Raw genomic sequence first — 16,460 nt, 5'->3', positions numbered from 1 at the left:
GTTCAGTTGGTCACTCTGGCGGCGCGTTCACCAAGCCCATGCCGCCGAGGCCCACTACCGCGCAAGACTCACCACGCAGACGCAACTGTAGTATTAGATTGCCGGGCGGTCAGCTGAAATCGGAATGATTTCCTCCCTTTTCGGGGACGGCTGTCGCATATGGCCTGAAACTGCCCTCTCCCCCCGGTCTGTACACCCCGGTGGGGGAGAGGAAAGATGAGGGCAGGGATCGATGGGCTGGACGAAAATGAAGGACCATGCTCCAAGGGACTGGCAACGCAAATCCCCTTTCATGCCCCTGGCATCGCGATTGGATGATCCCGTGATCGAAATCAAGATCAACGCGCCGGAACAGATTCTGAATTCCTTCGATCCGTCGCCATTCCACATCCGCGACCTGGATGACAGGGCAGCCGAATACATCATCGAATCCGCCGAGGAGCTGGGATCGGCCAACCCGCTGCTGCTGGTCATCGAACTCCCGCGCAGCGAGGCGGAGCGGGATCTGTCGCAAGACCTTCCCGAGGCTCTGAGCAATTCCTTTCGCTACCGCGCCACGCAGGCGCGCTTTCGGCTGAGGGACCTGTTCCGGATCGGCCGCCTGTCGCTTGCCATCGGACTGGCGGTTCTCGGCCTCTGCACGCTCACCATCCACCTGCTGGGGCATTCGGACGGAAGCTCGGCCCTCGTTCAGATGACCGAACAGGGTCTGTTCATCCTCGGATGGGTGGCCCTGTGGCGGCCGCTCGAGATCTTCCTTTATGACTGGTGGCCGATCAGGAAGCGGATCGCTCTCCTCGACCGCCTGGCTGGCGCGCGCATCGAGATCAGGCCGCGATGAGAGGCCTCATCCCGGTGCATATGGCTGCTCAGCCTGCCCTCTCCCCCACCGCGCCGCGGCGGCGAATGGGAAAGCTCAGAGCTTCGCGCCTTTCTTCGCGAGCTCGTCCATCAGCGCCTTCACCTGCGAGGATGGCGCTTCCCGGATTTCGCCGGGTTCAATGCCGCCCAATGTGAAGGGGCCGTATTGCAGGCGCACGAGGCGGTTCACCACGCAGCCGAAATGACCGAAGAGCTTGCGGATCTCGCGGTTCTTGCCCTCCGTGAGCACGCAGCGGTACCAGCGGTTGGCGCGCCCGTCCTGGCCATATTCCTCCACGAACTCCGCCCCGCGGTAATCGACGCCGTCAATGGCGATGCCCTGGGCAATGGCCTCGATCCCGGCGGGATTCAGCTGGCCCCGCACGCGCACGCGGTAGAGCCGCGACAGCGCGTTGTCCGGGTTCATCATGGCCTGGGCCAGCGGTCCGTCGGAGGAGAGCACCAGCAGGCCTTCGCTGTTCACGTCCAGCCGCCCGACATTCATCACCCGCGGGTGGCGGCTGGTCCATTGCGGCGGGTTCAATGCGGGGAGATCGAAGATGGTCTTGCGGTTCTTGTGGTCGCGGTGGGTGACCAGGACGTCGACCGGCTTGTTGAGCAGGAACAGGCGCGGCAGCGGCTTTGTCTCCGGCGCCACGGGGCGGCCGTCGATCAGCACGGTGTCGCCCTCCTCCACCGGCATGATCGGCGTGGCCTTGATGCCGTTGACCGAGACGCGGCCATCGGCCACCAGCCGCTCCGCCTCGCGGCGGGAACCCGCCCCCGCCTTCTGGAGATAAACGTTGAGGCGCATCAGCCGCCCGTGACGGGCGGGAAGAAGGCCACCTCGCGCGCGCCCCTCACCGGCGCGTCGAGCGCCACATGGGCCTGGTCCACCGCGGCACGCAGCGTGCGGCGCTCGGCCAGTGCCGCGGCCACGGCTTCGTCACGCGCGCTGAGGTGATCGATGAGATCGGCGACGGTGGCGATGGAGGCCGGCACATCAACCTCCTCCGAGCTCTTGCCGGCGATCTGCCGGATGCGGGCGAAATAGAGGATCTTCATCAGTCGACGACGTGGCGGATGCCGGCGCGGAAATAGTCATAGCCGGTGTAAAGCGTGAGGGCGGCGGCAACCCACAGCATCGTGATGCCGGCGGCCGTGGTGAGCGGGATGACGGTGTCGCCCGCCGGGCCGGCGATGAGGAAGCCGATGGCCACCATCTGCACCGCCGTCTTCCACTTGGCGATCTTGGTGACGGGGACGGACACCTGCAGCTCGCCCAGATATTCGCGAAGCCCCGAGACCAGCACCTCGCGCGAGAGGATGATGATGGCCGCCCAGATGTGGCCGCCGCGCAGAATGTCATCGGCGCAAAGCACGAGCAGCACGACAGCCACCAGCACCTTGTCGGCGATCGGGTCCAGCATGCGGCCGAGGGATGATTGCTGCCGCCAGCGCCTTGCCAGATAGCCATCGAAAAAATCGCTGATGGCGGCCAGCACATAGACGCCAAGCGCCGCCCAGCGCGCCTCGTTGCCGCCCCACAGCAGCAGCCCCGCCACCACGGGCACCGCCACGATGCGGCCATAGGTGAGGATGTTCGGAAGGTTCCACACCTTCGAATAGGCCGCCGTCCCGTCCGAATCCATTCCGTCCATTGCGCCGCTCATTCTGCACTCTCGTGGAAGTGGTCGTAAATGGCCTGCGCCAGGGCATGGCTGACGCCTTCCACCGCCGTGAGGTCGGTCACACTCGCGCGTGACACCGCTTTGGCCGAACCGAAGGCTTGCAGCAAGGCTTTCTTGCGCAGGGGTCCGATGCCCGGCACCTCGTCCAGCGGGTTGACCCCGATGGCCCTGGAGCGCCTGGCCCGGTGCGAGCCGATCGCAAAGCGATGCGCCTCATCGCGCAGCCGCTGGATGTAGTAAAGCACGGGGTCCCTCGCCTCGAGCATGAAGGACTGGCGGCCCGGCACATAGAAATGCTCGCGCCCCGCATCCCGGTCCGGCCCCTTGGCGACACCCGCCACAGGCAGGTCCGGCAGGCCCAGCCCGTCCAGCACGGCCTTGGCGGCGGAAAGCTGGCCCTGGCCGCCGTCGATCAGCACCAGGTCCGGCCAGGCCTGCACGTCTTTCGCCTGTTCCGCGCCGCGCTCCTGCGGCTCCTCCCGGAGCAGGCGGCTGAAGCGGCGGGTGAGCACTTCGCGCATCATGGCGAAATCGTCGGAGCCGATCTCTTCCGACCGGATGTTGAACTTGCGGTACTGCGACCTGATGAAGCCGTCCGGCCCCGCCACGATCATGCCGCCCACCGGATTCGCGCCCTGGATATGGGAATTGTCATAGACCTCGATGCGGCGCGGCGCCCCGGGCAGGCCGAAGGCCTTCTGCACGCCCTCGAGCAGCTTCATCTGCGAGGAGGTTTCGGCCATCTTGCGGCCCTGCGCCTCGCGCGCATTGGTGACGGCGTGCTCGACAAGCGTCTTCTTCTCGCCGCGCTGCGGCACGGCCACCTCGATGCGGCGGCCGGCATGGGTGGAGAGCGCTTCTTCCAGCAACTCGCGCTCCTCCACGTCATGCGACAGAAGCACGAGGCCGGGGATCGGCTTGTCGTCATAGAACTGGGCGAGGAAGGAGGCCATGATCTCCGCGGCCTCGTGGCTCTTGTCGGCCTTTGGGTAATAGGCGCGGTTGCCCCAGTTCTGGAAGGAGCGGAAGAAGAACACCTGGATGCAGGTCTGTCCGCCCTCCTGGGCAAGCCCAAACACATCCGCCTCCTCCACGCCCTGCGGATTGATTCCTTGCGTCTGCGTGACGAAGCTCATGGCCTGGATGCGGTCGCGGTAGGTGGCGGCGCGCTCGAAATCGAGGTTCAAGGCGGCCTCCTCCATCTGCCTTGCCAGCTCCGCCTTCACCGTCTGGCTCTTGCCGTTGAGAAAGGCTTCCGCCTCCCGCGCGAGCGCGCCATAGGCCTCTGGCGCGATGTGGCTGACGCAAGGAGCCGAACACCGCTTGATCTGATAGAGCAAACACGGCCTGGTGCGGTTGGCGTAGACGCTGTCGGTGCAGGTGCGCAGAAGAAACGCCTTCTGCAGCGTGTTGATGGCGCGGTTCACCGCACCCGCCGAGGCGAAGGGACCGAAATAACTGCCCTTGCGGTTGCGCGCGCCGCGGTGCTTCGCCAGCTGCGCCACGTCATGATCCCTGGCGATGAGGATATAGGGGAAGGACTTGTCGTCCCTCAGGATCACGTTGAAGCGCGGCTTCAGCTTCTTGATCAGGTTGGCTTCCAGCAGCAGCGCCTCGGCCTCGGTCGCGGTGGTGACGAACTCCATGTTGGCGGTGAGCGAGATCATGGTGGCGATGCGCGCCGTGTGGCCCCAGGCGCGGGTGTAGTTCGAAACGCGGCTCCTGAGGTTCCGCGCCTTGCCGACATAGATGACGCCGCCCTTGGCGTCATACATGCGGTAGACGCCGGGCCTCGCCGGAAGCCTGGTGACGAAGTCCCTGATGAGGCCTGCTCCCCTTGCGTCAGGCAGGGGCGACTCATCGGGCGCCTGGGCGGGTTCGGACGTCATGACGGCTTTCTACATCCGCGGCGCGGTGCGGCAAAGCACCCTGCTATCTCTGGCGCTCGATCTCGACGCCCACGCTGCGGGCATTCTTGATGATGTCGGGCTTTTCGACGCGCACGCGCGCGGCCACCACCCGTTTGTCGCGCAAGCAGGCGGCGGCGATCTTCTCGCACAGCGTCTCGACGAGGTTGATGTGCCCCCCGGCAACGATCTGCTCGACCTTCTTCACCACGATTTCATAGGACACGACATGGCCGATGTCGTCGTCCTGCGGGCCCTCGCCCTCCTGAACCGAGAGGTCGATGTTGACGATGATGCGCTGCGGCTCCGTCTTCTCGTGCGCGTAGATGCCGATCAGCGCCATCAGGTCCAGATCGCGCACGAAGACGTGGCGGAGGCCCGAGGCGGCGCTCGCCACGTGATGGCTGATCATCGGCTTCTTCATTCATTGACCTCGACGACATCGGGTGTCTGCCAGACCAGATGCTGCCCGCCGTCCAGCGCGATCATCTGACCCGTCAGTGACGGTTGTGACAATATGAACTTGACGGCGGCGGAAATCTCCTCCGGCGACGTGCCGCGGCCCAGAAGCGTCAGTTTCGCCTGCTTGTCGAACTCCGCCTGGTCCATGCGGGCCGAGGGAAGCGCGGGTCCGGGGCCGATGGCGTTGACGCGGATATTGGGCGCCAGCGCCTGGGCCAGCGTGCGGGTCGCGGTCCACAGGCCGGACTTGGACGTGGTGTAGGAGAAGAACCTGGGGTTCAGCTTCCACACCCGCTGGTCGATGATCGAGATGATGTTGCCCGCTTCGCCCTGCGGCAACTGCCGGGCGAAGGCCTGGGACAGGAACACAGGCGCGCGCAGGTTGGTGTCGAGATGATCCGCCCAGCTCGCCCTGGTGATGGCGCCCACCTCGTCAGGCTCGAACAGCGAGGCATTGTTGATGAGGCAGGTGAGGCCGCCCAGCGCGGCGGAAGCTTCCGCGATCAGCCGGTCCGGCACATCGGCCTCGGACAGGTTGCCGCGCACGATCACCGTGTTGCGGCCCATGGCGCGGATGAAGCCCGCCACCTCTTCGGCTTCCGCGATCGAGGCGTTGCAATGGACGGCCACGTCCCAGCCGTCCCTCGCGAAGTCGAGCGCCAGGCGGCGGCCGATGCGCCTGGCCGAGCCCGTGACGAGAACCGACATCCTCATGCGGAGGGCTTCGGCAGCAGGATGACGTAGTGCTTCCTGACCTTCTTCACGGTTTCCCATGTGCCCCTGAAGCCCGCCGGGATGATGAAGGCATCGCCCTTCCGGAGCGTCCAGGACGTGCCCTCCTCATTGGTGATGATCGCCTTGCCCTCGATGAAATGGCAGAACTCCCACTCGGAATAGTCCACCTTCACCTTGCCCGGCGTCGACTCCCAGATGCCGCAATGGAGCCGGTCATCCTCGCCGGTGAAATGGTTCCAGGTGGTGGTGCGGTACTTGCCCTTGACGAGCTTTTCCGTGTCCGGCTTGCCCTTTTCGGGCAGCGGCGCATGCTTGCCCTTGCTCTTCATCACCAGAATGTCGGCCATGTGTTCCCCTATGTCAGCCGTTTCAGCAATTCGTCGCGGCCGGGCTGGAAATCGGACGCGACCCACCAGTCCTCAAGTTTCCTCAGCATTGCGCCGATTTCAGGTCCGGGGCTCATGCCCGAAGCAACAAGATCCTTCCCCGCCACGGGAAGGCTGGGAATGGGCCAGCGATCAGGCAATTCCAGCAAGTCCCGCCACCGGGCGCCGTCAGCCGCAGCCCCGGAACGCGCCCAGGCGATGTGCACAAGGTCACGCCAGGCCGCAGCCCCGGTCTGGTAGAGGATGATGCGCTGTTCCGCGGGGCGCAGCGCGGGCGTGGGCGGGATGAGCGAAACGACGGCCTCCAGCCGCCGCGCCTCATGGTTCGACAGGCGCCAGCGGCCGGGCATCGACAGCGGATCCCGCGCCAGGACCGCCAGCCGCAGCAGCGGATCGGGCGGCAGCCGCTCCAGCACGCCCCAGTCCTCCGTATACGGAAGAAGACGCGCGAGGATGCCCCGCGCCGCCATCAGCCTCAGCGTCTCCGCCGCGCCGGGGGCGGCCATCAGCTTGAACATCTCCTGCCGGATGCGCTCCGCCGAGAGGTGATCGAGCCCGGACCTGAGGCGCGTGCAGGCGTCAAGACCCGCGGCATCGGGCGCGCCATGGCCATAGCGCGCATGGAAGCGGAAGAAGCGCAGGATGCGGAGACAGTCCTCGGCGATGCGCTGTTCCGCGTCGCCCACGAAAATGACGCGGCGGGCCTCCACGTCCGGCCAGCCATTGACGAAATCATGGACCGTGCCCCGCGCATCGCAGTAGAGCGCGTTCATGGTGAAGTCGCGGCGCCGGGCATCGGCCGCCCAGTCGCCGGTGAAGGCCACCCTGGCGCGGCGGCCGTCGGTTTCAAGGTCATGGCGCAGCGTGGTCACTTCGAAGGGGTGGTGACCGGCCACCACCGTCACAGTGCCGTGGTCGAATCCGGTGGGGTGAACGGCCATGCCCGCCGCAACGCAGGCCGCGGTGACCGCGTCAGGCGACAGGGTGGTGGCGACATCGATCTCCGTCACGTCCTCGCCCAGCAGCGCATTGCGCACGGCGCCACCCGCCACGCGGCCCTCGCCGCCAGCCGCGGCGAGCACGGCGAAGAGGCGCTGCAGCGCGGGCTCCCTGAGCCACGCTGCGGCGGCGAGGGAGGGAAGCTTGCTCATGGCGTTTCGTACATCAGGCGATAGAGGTTGCGGATCATGCCGGCGGTGGCGCCCCAGATATAGCGCCCCTGCCAGGGCATGGCATAATAATACCGGGTCTGGCCCTGCCAGTCGCGCGCATGGCGTTGATGATGCGCGGGGTCCATCAGGAAGCCGAGCGGCACCTCGAAGACGTCCTTCACCTCCGCCTCCTGCGGGGTGACGGTGAAGCCGGGGCGCAGCATGGCCACCAGCGGCGCGACGCGGTAGTTCGTCGAGGTCAGATAGGCGTCAAGGAAGCCGATGGGCTCCACGAAGGCGGGCGCGATCCCCGTCTCCTCCTCCGTCTCGCGGAGCGCGGCGGCCACGGCATCGCGATCCGTGTCGTCAATCCGGCCGCCGGGAAAGGCGATCTGCCCGGCATGGCGGCGCAGATGCGGCTGGCGCTCGGTCAGGAGCAGGTTGAGGCCGTCCCCGCGCGGCACCAGCGGCACCAGCACGGCGGCGGGTTTGGGCGGCACGTCGGCGGGGATCATCCGCAGGGCGGGATTGAGGTCGTCGTCGCTGAGTCCGTGGACGGGCGGGGCCGCGGCATGAAGCCGGCCGGTGGCGCGGGCGCGGAATTCCCGCTCGTCGAACAGGCTCAAGAGGCGAGCCCGATCTCGGCGGCCTTCTGCATAGGATAGAAGCGGCCTGACGACCAGACGCCGAACCAGCCATCCTCCACCGCGCCCGCCGCAGCCAGGTCATAGAACAATGCCCGGCTGACCAGCGCCTCAAGCCCGGCGCGGACCATCACATAGGGCTTGAGGCCGCCTGTGCCCTGCTCCTCGGCAAAGCGCAGGGGGTGGGCGTCATCGACCGTCACCGCGTCATCCACATTGGTCTCGAATTGGATGATCTGGCCCCGCCCCTCGCCCTCCACCCGCATGCGGATCGCGGTAAAGGGCGCGTCATCGACGAGGATACCGGCCTTTTCCACCGGGGTGACGAGATAGTATTTCCCGTCCGCATCCAGCCGCAGCACCGAGGCGAAGAGCTGGACCAGCGGTTTCCGCCCGATCGGCGAGTTCATGTAGAACCATGTGCCGTCCTGGGCGATGCGCATGCCGATGTCGCCGCAGAAGGGCGGATTCCACAGGTGCACGGGCGGCGGTCCCTTGGCCTTCCGGGCCTCTCCCAGCCCCTTCAGGGGATTGGCGGCATCGCGCTGATCCGTGTTCATTTTCGTGTCATTACAGGTGAGTCGGACTGTCCTTCGCGCCTCTTTTAGGCCATTCTCGACCGGCAAGGATGAAACCAATCGAGCCGGACCCTGCCGGCTTCGCATGCATATGATAGTGAGTTCCATGGCCAGCATCAACGAAGCAGACCACCAGATCGTCTCCGAGCTTGAGGCCGCCGCCGAACGGCTGGGCAAGGTCCGGCACGCCATCGGCCGGGTGATCTTCGGGCAGGACGAGGTGATCGAGCAGGTGCTGATCGCCATCCTCGGCGGTGGCCATGCGCTTCTGGTGGGCGCCCCCGGGCTTGCCAAGACCAAGCTCGCCGCCACGCTGGGCCGCGTTCTGGGCCTCAACGAAAAGCGCGTGCAGTTCACGCCCGACCTGATGCCGGCCGACATCGTGGGCTCCGAGGTGCTGGACGAGGACGAGACGGGCCGCCGCCAGTTCCGCTTCCTGAAGGGCCCCGTGTTCTGCCAGCTGATGATGGCGGACGAGATCAACCGCGCCTCGCCGCGCACCCAGTCGGCCCTGCTGCAGGCCATGCAGGAGCACCACGTGACGGTGGCCGGCCAGCGCCATGACCTGCCGCGGCCCTTCCACGTGCTCGCCACGCAGAACCCGATCGAGCAGGAAGGCACCTATCCGCTGCCCGAGGCGCAGCTTGACCGCTTCCTCGTCCAGATCGACGTGCCCTACCCTTCGCTTGAGGCCGAGCGCCGCATGCTGTTTGCCACCACGGGCGCCACCGAGGCGGAGGCCGGGACGGTGCTTTCGACCACGGAACTGCTGAATGCCCAGCGGCTGACGCGCCTCATTCCGGTGGGCGAGCAGGTGGCGGACGCGATCCTGCGGGTGGTCCGCGCCGCGCGCCCCGGTCCCGATGCCGACGATTACGTGAACCGCAACGTCGCCTGGGGCCCGTCGCCGCGCGCCAGCCAGGCGCTCATGCTCGGCGCGCGCGCGCGGGCCATGCTGCAGGGCCGGCTTTCGCCGTCGCTGGACGACGTCGCGGCGCTGATGGGCCCGGTGTTCCGCCACCGCATGGCGCTGAACTTCACGGCCCGTGCCGACGGCCACACCATCGACGGCGCCATCGGGCGGCTCTCCGGCCTCATCGCCTGAGCCGATGTCCAACGCCCCGGCTCTCACCCTTGCCGACCGCGCCGCGGCCCAGGCGCGCGCGCTGCCGCCCCTGCTGGTGGAGGCGGAGCGCATCGCCGCGACGGTGATCCTGGGCGAGCATGGGCGCAGGCGCGCCGGACCCGGCGAGAGCTTCTGGCAATACCGCCATTACAGCTTCGGCGATTCCACCCAGCGCATCGACTGGCACAAGTCGGCGCGATCGACCCATGTCTATATTCGCGAGAACGAGTGGGAGGCGGCCAACACGCTGTGGGTCTGGTCATCGCCGTCGGTTTCGATGACTTTCAAGTCGCACCTCGCCCGGGTGACGAAGCGCGAGCGCGCGCAGCTCCTGGCGCTTGCCATCGCCTCGCTCGCGGTGCGGGCGAGCGAGCGGGTGAGCGCGCTGGGGTCGCCCCACGCGCCTGACCACACGCGGGCGCAGCTCATCAAGCTCGCCCAATGGTTCATGACGGCGGAGGGCTCCGCACTGCCGGGCCTCACCCGCATGCCGCGCTTCTCGGGCGCCGTGCTGGCGGGCGACTTCCTCGAGCCGGTAGAGGACATCGCACGCGCCATCACGCCGCTTGCCGAAGCGGGCGTCAGGGGCCACCTCGTGCAGGTGGTCGATCCGGCGGAGGAGACGCTGCCCTATTCCGGCCGCGTCGAATTCCACGGGATGTCGGGGCCGCTCAAGTTTCTTTCGTCCAGGGCCGAGACGCTGCGCGAGGCCTATGCGCGGAAGCTCGCGGAGCATCGCGCGGCGCTCAGGGAACTCTGCCGGCGCATCGGCTGGAGCTTCCTCATCCACCGCACGGATGAGCCGCCCACCGGCACCCTGCTGGCGCTGCATGCGCTGATCTCCGGCGAGGCAGGCCGATGAGCATGCTCAGCGCCCTCACCTTCGCCACGCCGCTGGCGCTTGCCGCACTGCTGCTGCTGCCGGTGATCTGGTGGCTCCTGCGCTTCACGCCGCCGCGGCCCGAGACGGTGCGCTTCCCGGCGATCCGCCTGCTGCTGGGCCTGCGCAACCGTGAGGAACAGCCGGACAAGACGCCGTGGTGGCTGCTCCTCCTGCGGCTTGCGCTTGCCGCCCTCGTCATCATTGGCGTGTCGCAGCCGATTTATGCGCCGGGCCGCATCGGGACGCTGACGGCCACGCCGGTGCTGCTGATCGTCGATGACGGCTGGGCGGCGGCCAAGGCCTGGGACAAGCGCCTCGCGGTGATGGCCGAGGTGCTCGGCGATGCCGCCGCCAGAGGCGCGCCGGTGACGCTCGTCACCACCACGCCCGTCCTGCGCGCCCCGGCGCTGGAACCGAAGGCCGCCGCCGGCGTGAAGCCGCGCGCCGCGGCACTTCAGCCGCGCGCCTTCGACCCGGACCGCATGGAACTGCTGCCGCGTCTTGATGCCGCTTTCGGCCAGCAGGATGGGCTGCGGGTGATCTGGATCTCTGACGGCATCGACGACGGCAAGGCCAAGGATTTTGCCGCCGGCCTGCAGAAGCTTGCGAGGGGCGCCGCCTCGGTCGAGGCGATCCTGCCGTCCGGAGCGCAGCTTCCCGTGGCGCAGGCAACGCCGCTCTTCGAGGGCGGCAACATCAAGGTCAGCGTGCTGCGTGCGCCCGGCGGTGGGGCTCAGTCCGTGTCGGTCGCCGCCACCGCCGGCAATGGCCGCAGCTTCGGCGACGTCACGCTGAAATTCGCCTCCGGCGCCACCTCGGCCGGTGGTGCCATCGAACTTCCGGCGGAACTGCGCAACGAAGTGAGCCGCATCGCGGTGAGGGACGAGCGCAACGCCGCCGCGGTCTATCTCATGGATGACCGCTGGCGCAGGAAGACGGTGGGCCTGATGTCCGGCGCATCGTCGGAAAATGCCACGCTGCTGCTCGATCCGCTCTATTACGTGTCACGCGCACTGGCCCCCTTTGCCGATGTGGAGGAGCCGGCAGGCGCCGGCCCCCTCAAGGATTTGACCGATCGCGGCCTGTCCATGCTGGTGCTGGCCGACATCGGCGTTTTGCCCGGCGGGCAGCGGGAGCTGATCTCGAATTGGGTCAACAAGGGCGGTCTTCTTGTCCGCTTCGCCGGACCGCGCTTCGCCGCCGCGCAGGACGATCTTCTGCCGGTCACGCTGCGCGAGGGCGACCGCGCGCTGGGCAGCGCGCTCAGCTGGGAGACGCCGCAGCCCATGCAGCCCTTCCCCGACACCAGCCCCTTCGCCGGCCTTGCGACGGACCCATCGGTGAGGGTGAACCGCCAGGTGCTGGCCGAGCCCGATGCCGAGCTCAGCAGCAGGGTTTGGGCAAGTCTCGGCGACGGCACGCCCCTCGTCACCGCGCGAAAGCAGGGCAAGGGCATGATCGTGCTGTTTCACACCACCGCCAATGCCGACTGGTCGAACCTTGCCACATCCGGACTGTTCGTCGATATGCTGCTTCGCGTGCTCAACGCACCCGCCACCGAAAGCGACACGGCCGCCACCGCGGATTCGCTGGCTTTCGTTCCCGCCCTGACGCTCGACGGCTTTGGCGATCTTTCCGATCCGCCGCCCGATGCCCGGTCAATTCCGCTGGCGGAGATGGATAAGGCGGTTCCCACCCCGGCAACGCCGCCCGGCCTCTACCGGCGCGGAACGCAGGAGCGCACCATCAACATCACGCGCAGCGGCACGGCCCTGACCCCCGTGGCAGGTCTTCCCCCAGGCATCGTACTGCGCGCGCTGGAACCGCTGCCTGCCCTGCCGCTTGCGCCATATGCCTTCGCGCTCGCCATGCTGGCTTTCCTGCTCGACTGTTTCGCCACGCTGCTGATCGGCGGCTTCGCCCGTCTGCGCCACGGCCGCGCCGCCGTCACCGGCATGCTGGCTCTGGCGCTGCTCGCCGCCTCGCAGCACGCGCCGGGCCACGCGCAAGCGGCCGGCGACTTCGCCATGCAGAATGCGCTGGAGACAAGGCTCGCCTATGTGAAGTCCGGCGATTCCGGGATCGACGGCATCAGCGAGGAAGGCCTCAAGGGCCTGGGCGAAGTGCTGCGCGAACGCACCTCGGTCAATGTCGGCGATCCGATCGGCATTGACATCGAGAATGACGAGCTTGTCTTCTTCCCGCTGCTCTACTGGCCGGTGCGCGCCGGGGCCACCGCGCCGTCGGACGCCGCACTCGCCAGGATGGACGCCTACATGAAGGGCGGCGGCACCATTTTCTTCGACCTGCGCGAGGATGGCGCCGCGGCGGACGCGCTGGCGGGCGGCGCTGCCGCGTCGTCCGAGGCCTTGCGCCGCATCCTCGACAAGCTCGACATTCCGCCGCTCGAACCCGTGCCGCCGTCGCATGTGCTGACCAAGAGCTTTTACCTCCTCGACCGCTTCCCCGGTCGCTATGACGGCGGCAGACTGTGGGTGGAGCGCTCCGACAGCGAAGGCGCCGCCATGGGCAACACCGATGGCGTGAGCGGCATCATCATCGGCTCCAACGACTATGCCGCGGCCTGGGCCATGGATGTGAACGGCGACCCGCTCTACGCCGCGGTGCCCGGCACTGACCGGCAGCGCGAATTCGCCTTCCGCACCGGCATCAACATCGTGATGTATGCGCTGACCGGCAATTACAAGGCCGACCAGGTGCATGTGCCCGACCTTCTCGAAAGGCTGGGGCAGTGATGGACTGGACCCTCTCCTTTGCCCCGGAACTGCCCTGGGCCGTGATCGCGGCCGCTGGCGCCATCGGGCTTGCCCTGCTGGCCGCACTTGCCGCGCGCCGCGCGCGGGGCACGCTGCTGCGCGCCCTCTCGCTTGCGCTGCTCGTTGCCGCCCTCGCCAATCCGGTGATCCGCAGCGAGGAGCGCCAGCCTTTGCCCGACATTGCCGTGGCTGTCGTCGACCGGTCGCTGAGCCAGCAGAGCGGCGCGCGCATCGCGCGCACCGAGGCAGCTCTCGATGCGCTGAAGCAGGCCGTGGCGCGCTTGCCCAACACAGAGCTGCGCACCGTCGAGGTGAAGCCGGGCGGCGGCGAGGATCAGGGCACCCGCGCCTTTGACGTGCTGAACCGCGCGCTGGCCGACATTCCGCCCAGCCGCTTCGCCGGCGCCGTCATGATCACCGACGGCCAGGTGCACGATGCCCCGCAGGTTCCGGCGAGGAGCGGCATCGGCGGCCCGCTGCATGCGCTCATCACCGGCTCGAAGTCGGAAAAGGACCGCCGCATCCTCGTCGAAAAAGCGCCGCGCTTCGGCATGGTGGGCCAGCAGCAGACCATCGCCTTCCGTCTCGAGGAGGCGAACGGCCCCGGCCAGCCCGTGCCGGTGAGCGTGACGGTCGGCGGCGGGCAGCCGGTCACCATCGACGTGACGCCGGGCGAGACCATCGAGGCGCCGGTCACCATCGGGCATGCCGGCGAGAACATCGTGGAGATCGCAGCCCCTCCGCTCGACGGCGAGATCTCGCTGCAGAACAACCGCGCCGTCGCCGTCATCGAGGGGGTGCGCGACCGGCTGCGTGTGCTTCTGGTCTCGGGCGAGCCGCACCCGGGCGAGCGCAGCTGGCGCAACCTGCTGAAGGCCGATGCCTCGGTCGATCTCGTGCACTTCACCATTCTGCGCCCGCCGGAGAAACAGGACGGCACGCCCACCAGGGAACTGGCCCTCATCGCCTTCCCGACGCGTGAGCTTTTCGTCGACAAGCTCGACCAGTTCGATCTGGTGATCTTCGACCGCTACCGCAGCCAGTCGGTGCTGCCCGAAGCCTATATGTTCAACATCGCGCAATATGTCAGGAACGGCGGCGCGGTGTTGATCGCATCCGGCCCCGACCTCGCGGCGGAGGACGGCCTCTACTCCACACCGCTTTCCGACATCATGGCGGCGGCGCCGACGGGCGAAGTGGTCGAAAAGCCGTTCACGCCGATGCTCACCGGCCAGGGCCAGAAGCACCCCGTCACCAAGGACCTGCCGCAGTCCGCAGGCGACACCCCAAGCTGGGGCCGCTGGTTCCGTCTGGTCGACACCACCACGGCGCCGGCCGGCGAAACCGTCATGTCGGGTCCTGACGGCAAACCGCTGCTGGTGCTGTCACGCCAGGATAAGGGCCGCGTGGCGCAGCTTCTGTCCGATCAGGGCTGGTTGTGGGCGCGCGGTTTCGAGGGCGGCGGCCCGCAGACCGAGCTGCTGCGCCGCCTCGCCCACTGGCTGATGAAGGAGCCGGACCTTGAGGAGGAAGCGCTGACCGCGAGGCAGCAGCGCAACAACCTGGTGATCGAGCGCCGCACCATGGGCGGCAGCGCCATGCCCGTCGCGGTGACGCTGCCCTCCGGCAAGACCGAAACCGTGATGCTGCGCCAGGTTTCGCCCGGCCGGTTCCAGGGCTCTCTGCCCGTCACCGAGGCGGGCCTGCACCGCCTTTCCGACGGCAAGCTGGTGGCGGTGGCCGCCACCGGCAATGCCGATGCGCGGGAAATGTCGAGCCTGCTGGCCACCACCGCGGTGCTCGCCCCCGTCGTCGAAGCCACCGGCGGCGGCGCAAGCTGGCTGGAGGACGGCATGCCGCGGCTTGTCAAACTCGCGGCCGGGCGCCAGATGGCGGGCTCCGGCTGGATCGGCCTGCGCGCCAATGACAGCTACCGCGTGCAGGCAGTGTCCGACACGCCGCTGTTCTCAACACTGCTAAGCCTCGCAGCGCTGCTTATGGTCCTGGGCGGCATGTGGCACCGCGAGGGCCGCTGAGCGAGGGGCCTGCGCCAGGCCGCATACACCCGCGAGCGCCCCCGGCATGAGTTCCAGATAGAGGAAGCGCCTGGGGTCCACCGGTCCCGGCAGGCCGATCAGCCCGTCGGGGAGTTTGGCGAAGCCCACCCTGGCATAATAGGGCTCGTCCCCCACCAGCAGCACGAGGCCGTGGCCCTGCGCCCTTGCCCGCGCCAGCCCCTCGCGCATCAGCGCCAGGCCGATGCCCAGCCCCTGCCGGTCCGGGTGCACGGCGAGCGGACCCAGCAGCAGGGCGGGCGACCGCTCATCACCGATCTCCAGCGGCCAGAAGCTGATGGTGCCGGAAATGCCCACGCCGTCATCCCGCGTCACCAGCGACAGGCCGGGAACCGGGCTGTTGGCCTCGCGCAGGCGATAGGATGTTTTGCCGCGCCGGCTTGAGCCGAAGGCGAGGTCGAGCAGGTGCTCGACCGGATCATGATCAGCGGGAGTGGTGTCGTAAAGGGCGATGGGGCCGCACATGGCTGGTCTCTCGGGCGATCAGGGCTGAAAAGGGCGCCCGGGACCCCGGAGCGCGGGACTTTCGCCTCATGCGGGGAAGGGATGACCGGACGCGTTCAATCGGGCGCGCGCGTGGCGCGGGCTCGTCGTCGCAGGCTGATGAGGCATCTCATGGCCATGTTCCGCGCATAGCTTGCAGCGGACGGAACGTCAAGGCGGCGTAAAATGTTTCACGCCGGGGCCGCCTCACCATGTGGGCGGAACCGGCGCTCCCTCCAGCACCTCGCGCAGGCGGCGGCGGGTGCCCGGAGTCGTGCCATCGGGCAACGCCGCGAGCGGAAAGAAGCGCGCCTCGGCGATTTCGCCATTGGGCGTGAAGCCCTCCTCCCGGAAGCGGCGGAGCACATAACAGGCCACATGATCGCCCCTGAACTGGGCATCGTTCAGGAAAATGCCATGCAGCACCGGCTGCTCCTCGGCCAGGATTCCCGCCTCCTCGCGCACCTCGCGCAGCGCCGACTGCGCCAGCGCCTCGCCGCGCTCCACGCCGCCGCCCGGCAGCAGCCAGCCCGGTGCATAGCCGTGGCGCACCAGCAGCACCTCGCCCGCCTGTTCCCTGAGCACCACAACGCGCGTCCCCAGCGTCATGCCCCGCGTCTGGCGGTAGACGGCGCGCAGGAAAGGTTTCACGGCGCGGAACGCCACGCGCTTCAGTCGCCCGGACATTGCGTGTGGTTAGA

At 67.9% G+C, this 16,460-nt stretch carries 17 protein-coding genes; 5 read left to right on the top strand and 12 right to left on the bottom strand.

The features are described 5' to 3' along the window. The first annotated feature begins 322 nt into the window (after window positions 1-322). Window positions 323-841 carry a hypothetical protein gene (locus IOC69_RS05830; RefSeq protein ID WP_290542597.1) on the top strand — a complete coding sequence of 173 codons (519 nt, stop codon included), beginning with the start codon at window positions 323-325 and terminating at the stop codon, window positions 839-841. A 75-nt stretch (window positions 842-916) separates the two neighbouring features. On the opposite strand, the gene IOC69_RS05825 is transcribed toward IOC69_RS05830, so the two are convergent. From IOC69_RS05825 to IOC69_RS05780, 10 genes are read right to left on the bottom strand one after another with little or no spacing between them, the layout of a single operon-like run. Beyond that, window positions 917-1,675 carry a pseudouridine synthase gene (locus IOC69_RS05825; RefSeq protein WP_290542596.1) on the bottom strand — a complete coding sequence of 253 codons (759 nt, stop codon included), beginning with the start codon at window positions 1,673-1,675 and terminating at the stop codon, window positions 917-919. Then, a complete protein-coding gene (moaD, locus tag IOC69_RS05820) occupies window positions 1,675-1,926 on the bottom strand; it encodes a molybdopterin converting factor subunit 1 (RefSeq protein ID WP_290542595.1) in 252 nt (83 codons plus the stop codon). The genes IOC69_RS05825 and moaD overlap by 1 nt, the downstream gene beginning before the upstream one ends. Next, window positions 1,926-2,534 (bottom strand): CDP-diacylglycerol--glycerol-3-phosphate 3-phosphatidyltransferase, encoded by a 609-nt coding sequence (gene pgsA / locus IOC69_RS05815; RefSeq protein ID WP_290542594.1) that lies wholly within the window; start codon window positions 2,532-2,534, stop codon window positions 1,926-1,928. Before pgsA ends, moaD begins: the two co-directional genes overlap by 1 nt. Beyond that, entirely contained in the window at window positions 2,531-4,441 is a 1,911-nt protein-coding gene (uvrC, locus tag IOC69_RS05810; RefSeq protein WP_290542593.1) for an excinuclease ABC subunit UvrC, read from the bottom strand. Before uvrC ends, pgsA begins: the two co-directional genes overlap by 4 nt. Before the next feature lie 43 nt (window positions 4,442-4,484). Further along, complete coding sequence (gene folB, locus IOC69_RS05805; RefSeq protein ID WP_290542592.1) at window positions 4,485-4,883, bottom strand: dihydroneopterin aldolase; 399 nt, start codon at window positions 4,881-4,883, stop codon at window positions 4,485-4,487. Then, entirely contained in the window at window positions 4,880-5,635 is a 756-nt protein-coding gene (locus tag IOC69_RS05800; RefSeq protein WP_290542591.1) for an SDR family oxidoreductase, read from the bottom strand. Before IOC69_RS05800 ends, folB begins: the two co-directional genes overlap by 4 nt. After that, window positions 5,632-6,003: a cupin domain-containing protein gene (locus tag IOC69_RS05795; RefSeq protein ID WP_290542590.1), complete on the bottom strand. Its 372-nt coding sequence runs from the start codon at window positions 6,001-6,003 to the stop codon at window positions 5,632-5,634. The genes IOC69_RS05800 and IOC69_RS05795 overlap by 4 nt, the downstream gene beginning before the upstream one ends. Window positions 6,004-6,011: 8 nt before the next feature. Next, a complete protein-coding gene (locus tag IOC69_RS05790; RefSeq protein ID WP_290542589.1) occupies window positions 6,012-7,193 on the bottom strand; it encodes a CCA tRNA nucleotidyltransferase in 1,182 nt (393 codons plus the stop codon). Beyond that, window positions 7,190-7,819, bottom strand: coding sequence for a CoA pyrophosphatase (locus tag IOC69_RS05785; protein WP_290542588.1), 630 nt, complete (start codon window positions 7,817-7,819; stop codon window positions 7,190-7,192). The genes IOC69_RS05790 and IOC69_RS05785 overlap by 4 nt, the downstream gene beginning before the upstream one ends. Then, complete coding sequence (locus IOC69_RS05780) at window positions 7,816-8,397, bottom strand: DUF1285 domain-containing protein (RefSeq protein ID WP_366935501.1); 582 nt, start codon at window positions 8,395-8,397, stop codon at window positions 7,816-7,818. Before IOC69_RS05780 ends, IOC69_RS05785 begins: the two co-directional genes overlap by 4 nt. A 124-nt stretch (window positions 8,398-8,521) precedes the next feature. On the opposite strand from IOC69_RS05780, the gene IOC69_RS05775 reads away from it, so the two are divergent. From IOC69_RS05775 to IOC69_RS05760, 4 genes are read left to right on the top strand one after another with little or no spacing between them, the layout of a single operon-like run. Then, window positions 8,522-9,520, top strand: coding sequence for a MoxR family ATPase (locus tag IOC69_RS05775; RefSeq protein WP_290542587.1), 999 nt, complete (start codon window positions 8,522-8,524; stop codon window positions 9,518-9,520). A 4-nt stretch (window positions 9,521-9,524) separates the two neighbouring features. Further along, window positions 9,525-10,403: a DUF58 domain-containing protein gene (locus IOC69_RS05770; protein ID WP_290542586.1), complete on the top strand. Its 879-nt coding sequence runs from the start codon at window positions 9,525-9,527 to the stop codon at window positions 10,401-10,403. Beyond that, window positions 10,400-13,180 carry a DUF4159 domain-containing protein gene (locus IOC69_RS05765; protein WP_290542585.1) on the top strand — a complete coding sequence of 927 codons (2,781 nt, stop codon included), beginning with the start codon at window positions 10,400-10,402 and terminating at the stop codon, window positions 13,178-13,180. Before IOC69_RS05770 ends, IOC69_RS05765 begins: the two co-directional genes overlap by 4 nt. Beyond that, the gene (locus tag IOC69_RS05760; protein ID WP_290542599.1) at window positions 13,180-15,237 is read left to right on the top strand and encodes a hypothetical protein; all 2,058 of its coding nucleotides are present in this window, start codon (window positions 13,180-13,182) and stop codon (window positions 15,235-15,237) included. Before IOC69_RS05765 ends, IOC69_RS05760 begins: the two co-directional genes overlap by 1 nt. Here IOC69_RS05760 and IOC69_RS05755 read toward each other — a convergent pair. After that, a complete protein-coding gene (locus IOC69_RS05755; RefSeq protein ID WP_290542584.1) occupies window positions 15,178-15,741 on the bottom strand; it encodes a GNAT family N-acetyltransferase in 564 nt (187 codons plus the stop codon). The genes IOC69_RS05760 and IOC69_RS05755 overlap by 60 nt on opposite strands. 225 nt (window positions 15,742-15,966) lie before the next feature. Beyond that, on the bottom strand, window positions 15,967-16,446 hold the full coding sequence (locus IOC69_RS05750) for an NUDIX domain-containing protein (RefSeq protein ID WP_290542583.1): 480 nt from the start codon (window positions 16,444-16,446) through the stop codon (window positions 15,967-15,969). Between the last annotated feature and the right edge of the window lie 14 nt (window positions 16,447-16,460).

The sequence above is a fragment of the Aestuariivirga sp. genome (assembly GCF_020252405.1).
Taxonomy (GTDB): Bacteria; Pseudomonadota; Alphaproteobacteria; order Rhizobiales; family Aestuariivirgaceae; genus Aestuariivirga.
Note: the sequence above shows the minus strand (reverse complement) of the source record. Positions and strands in the feature narration are given on the sequence as shown.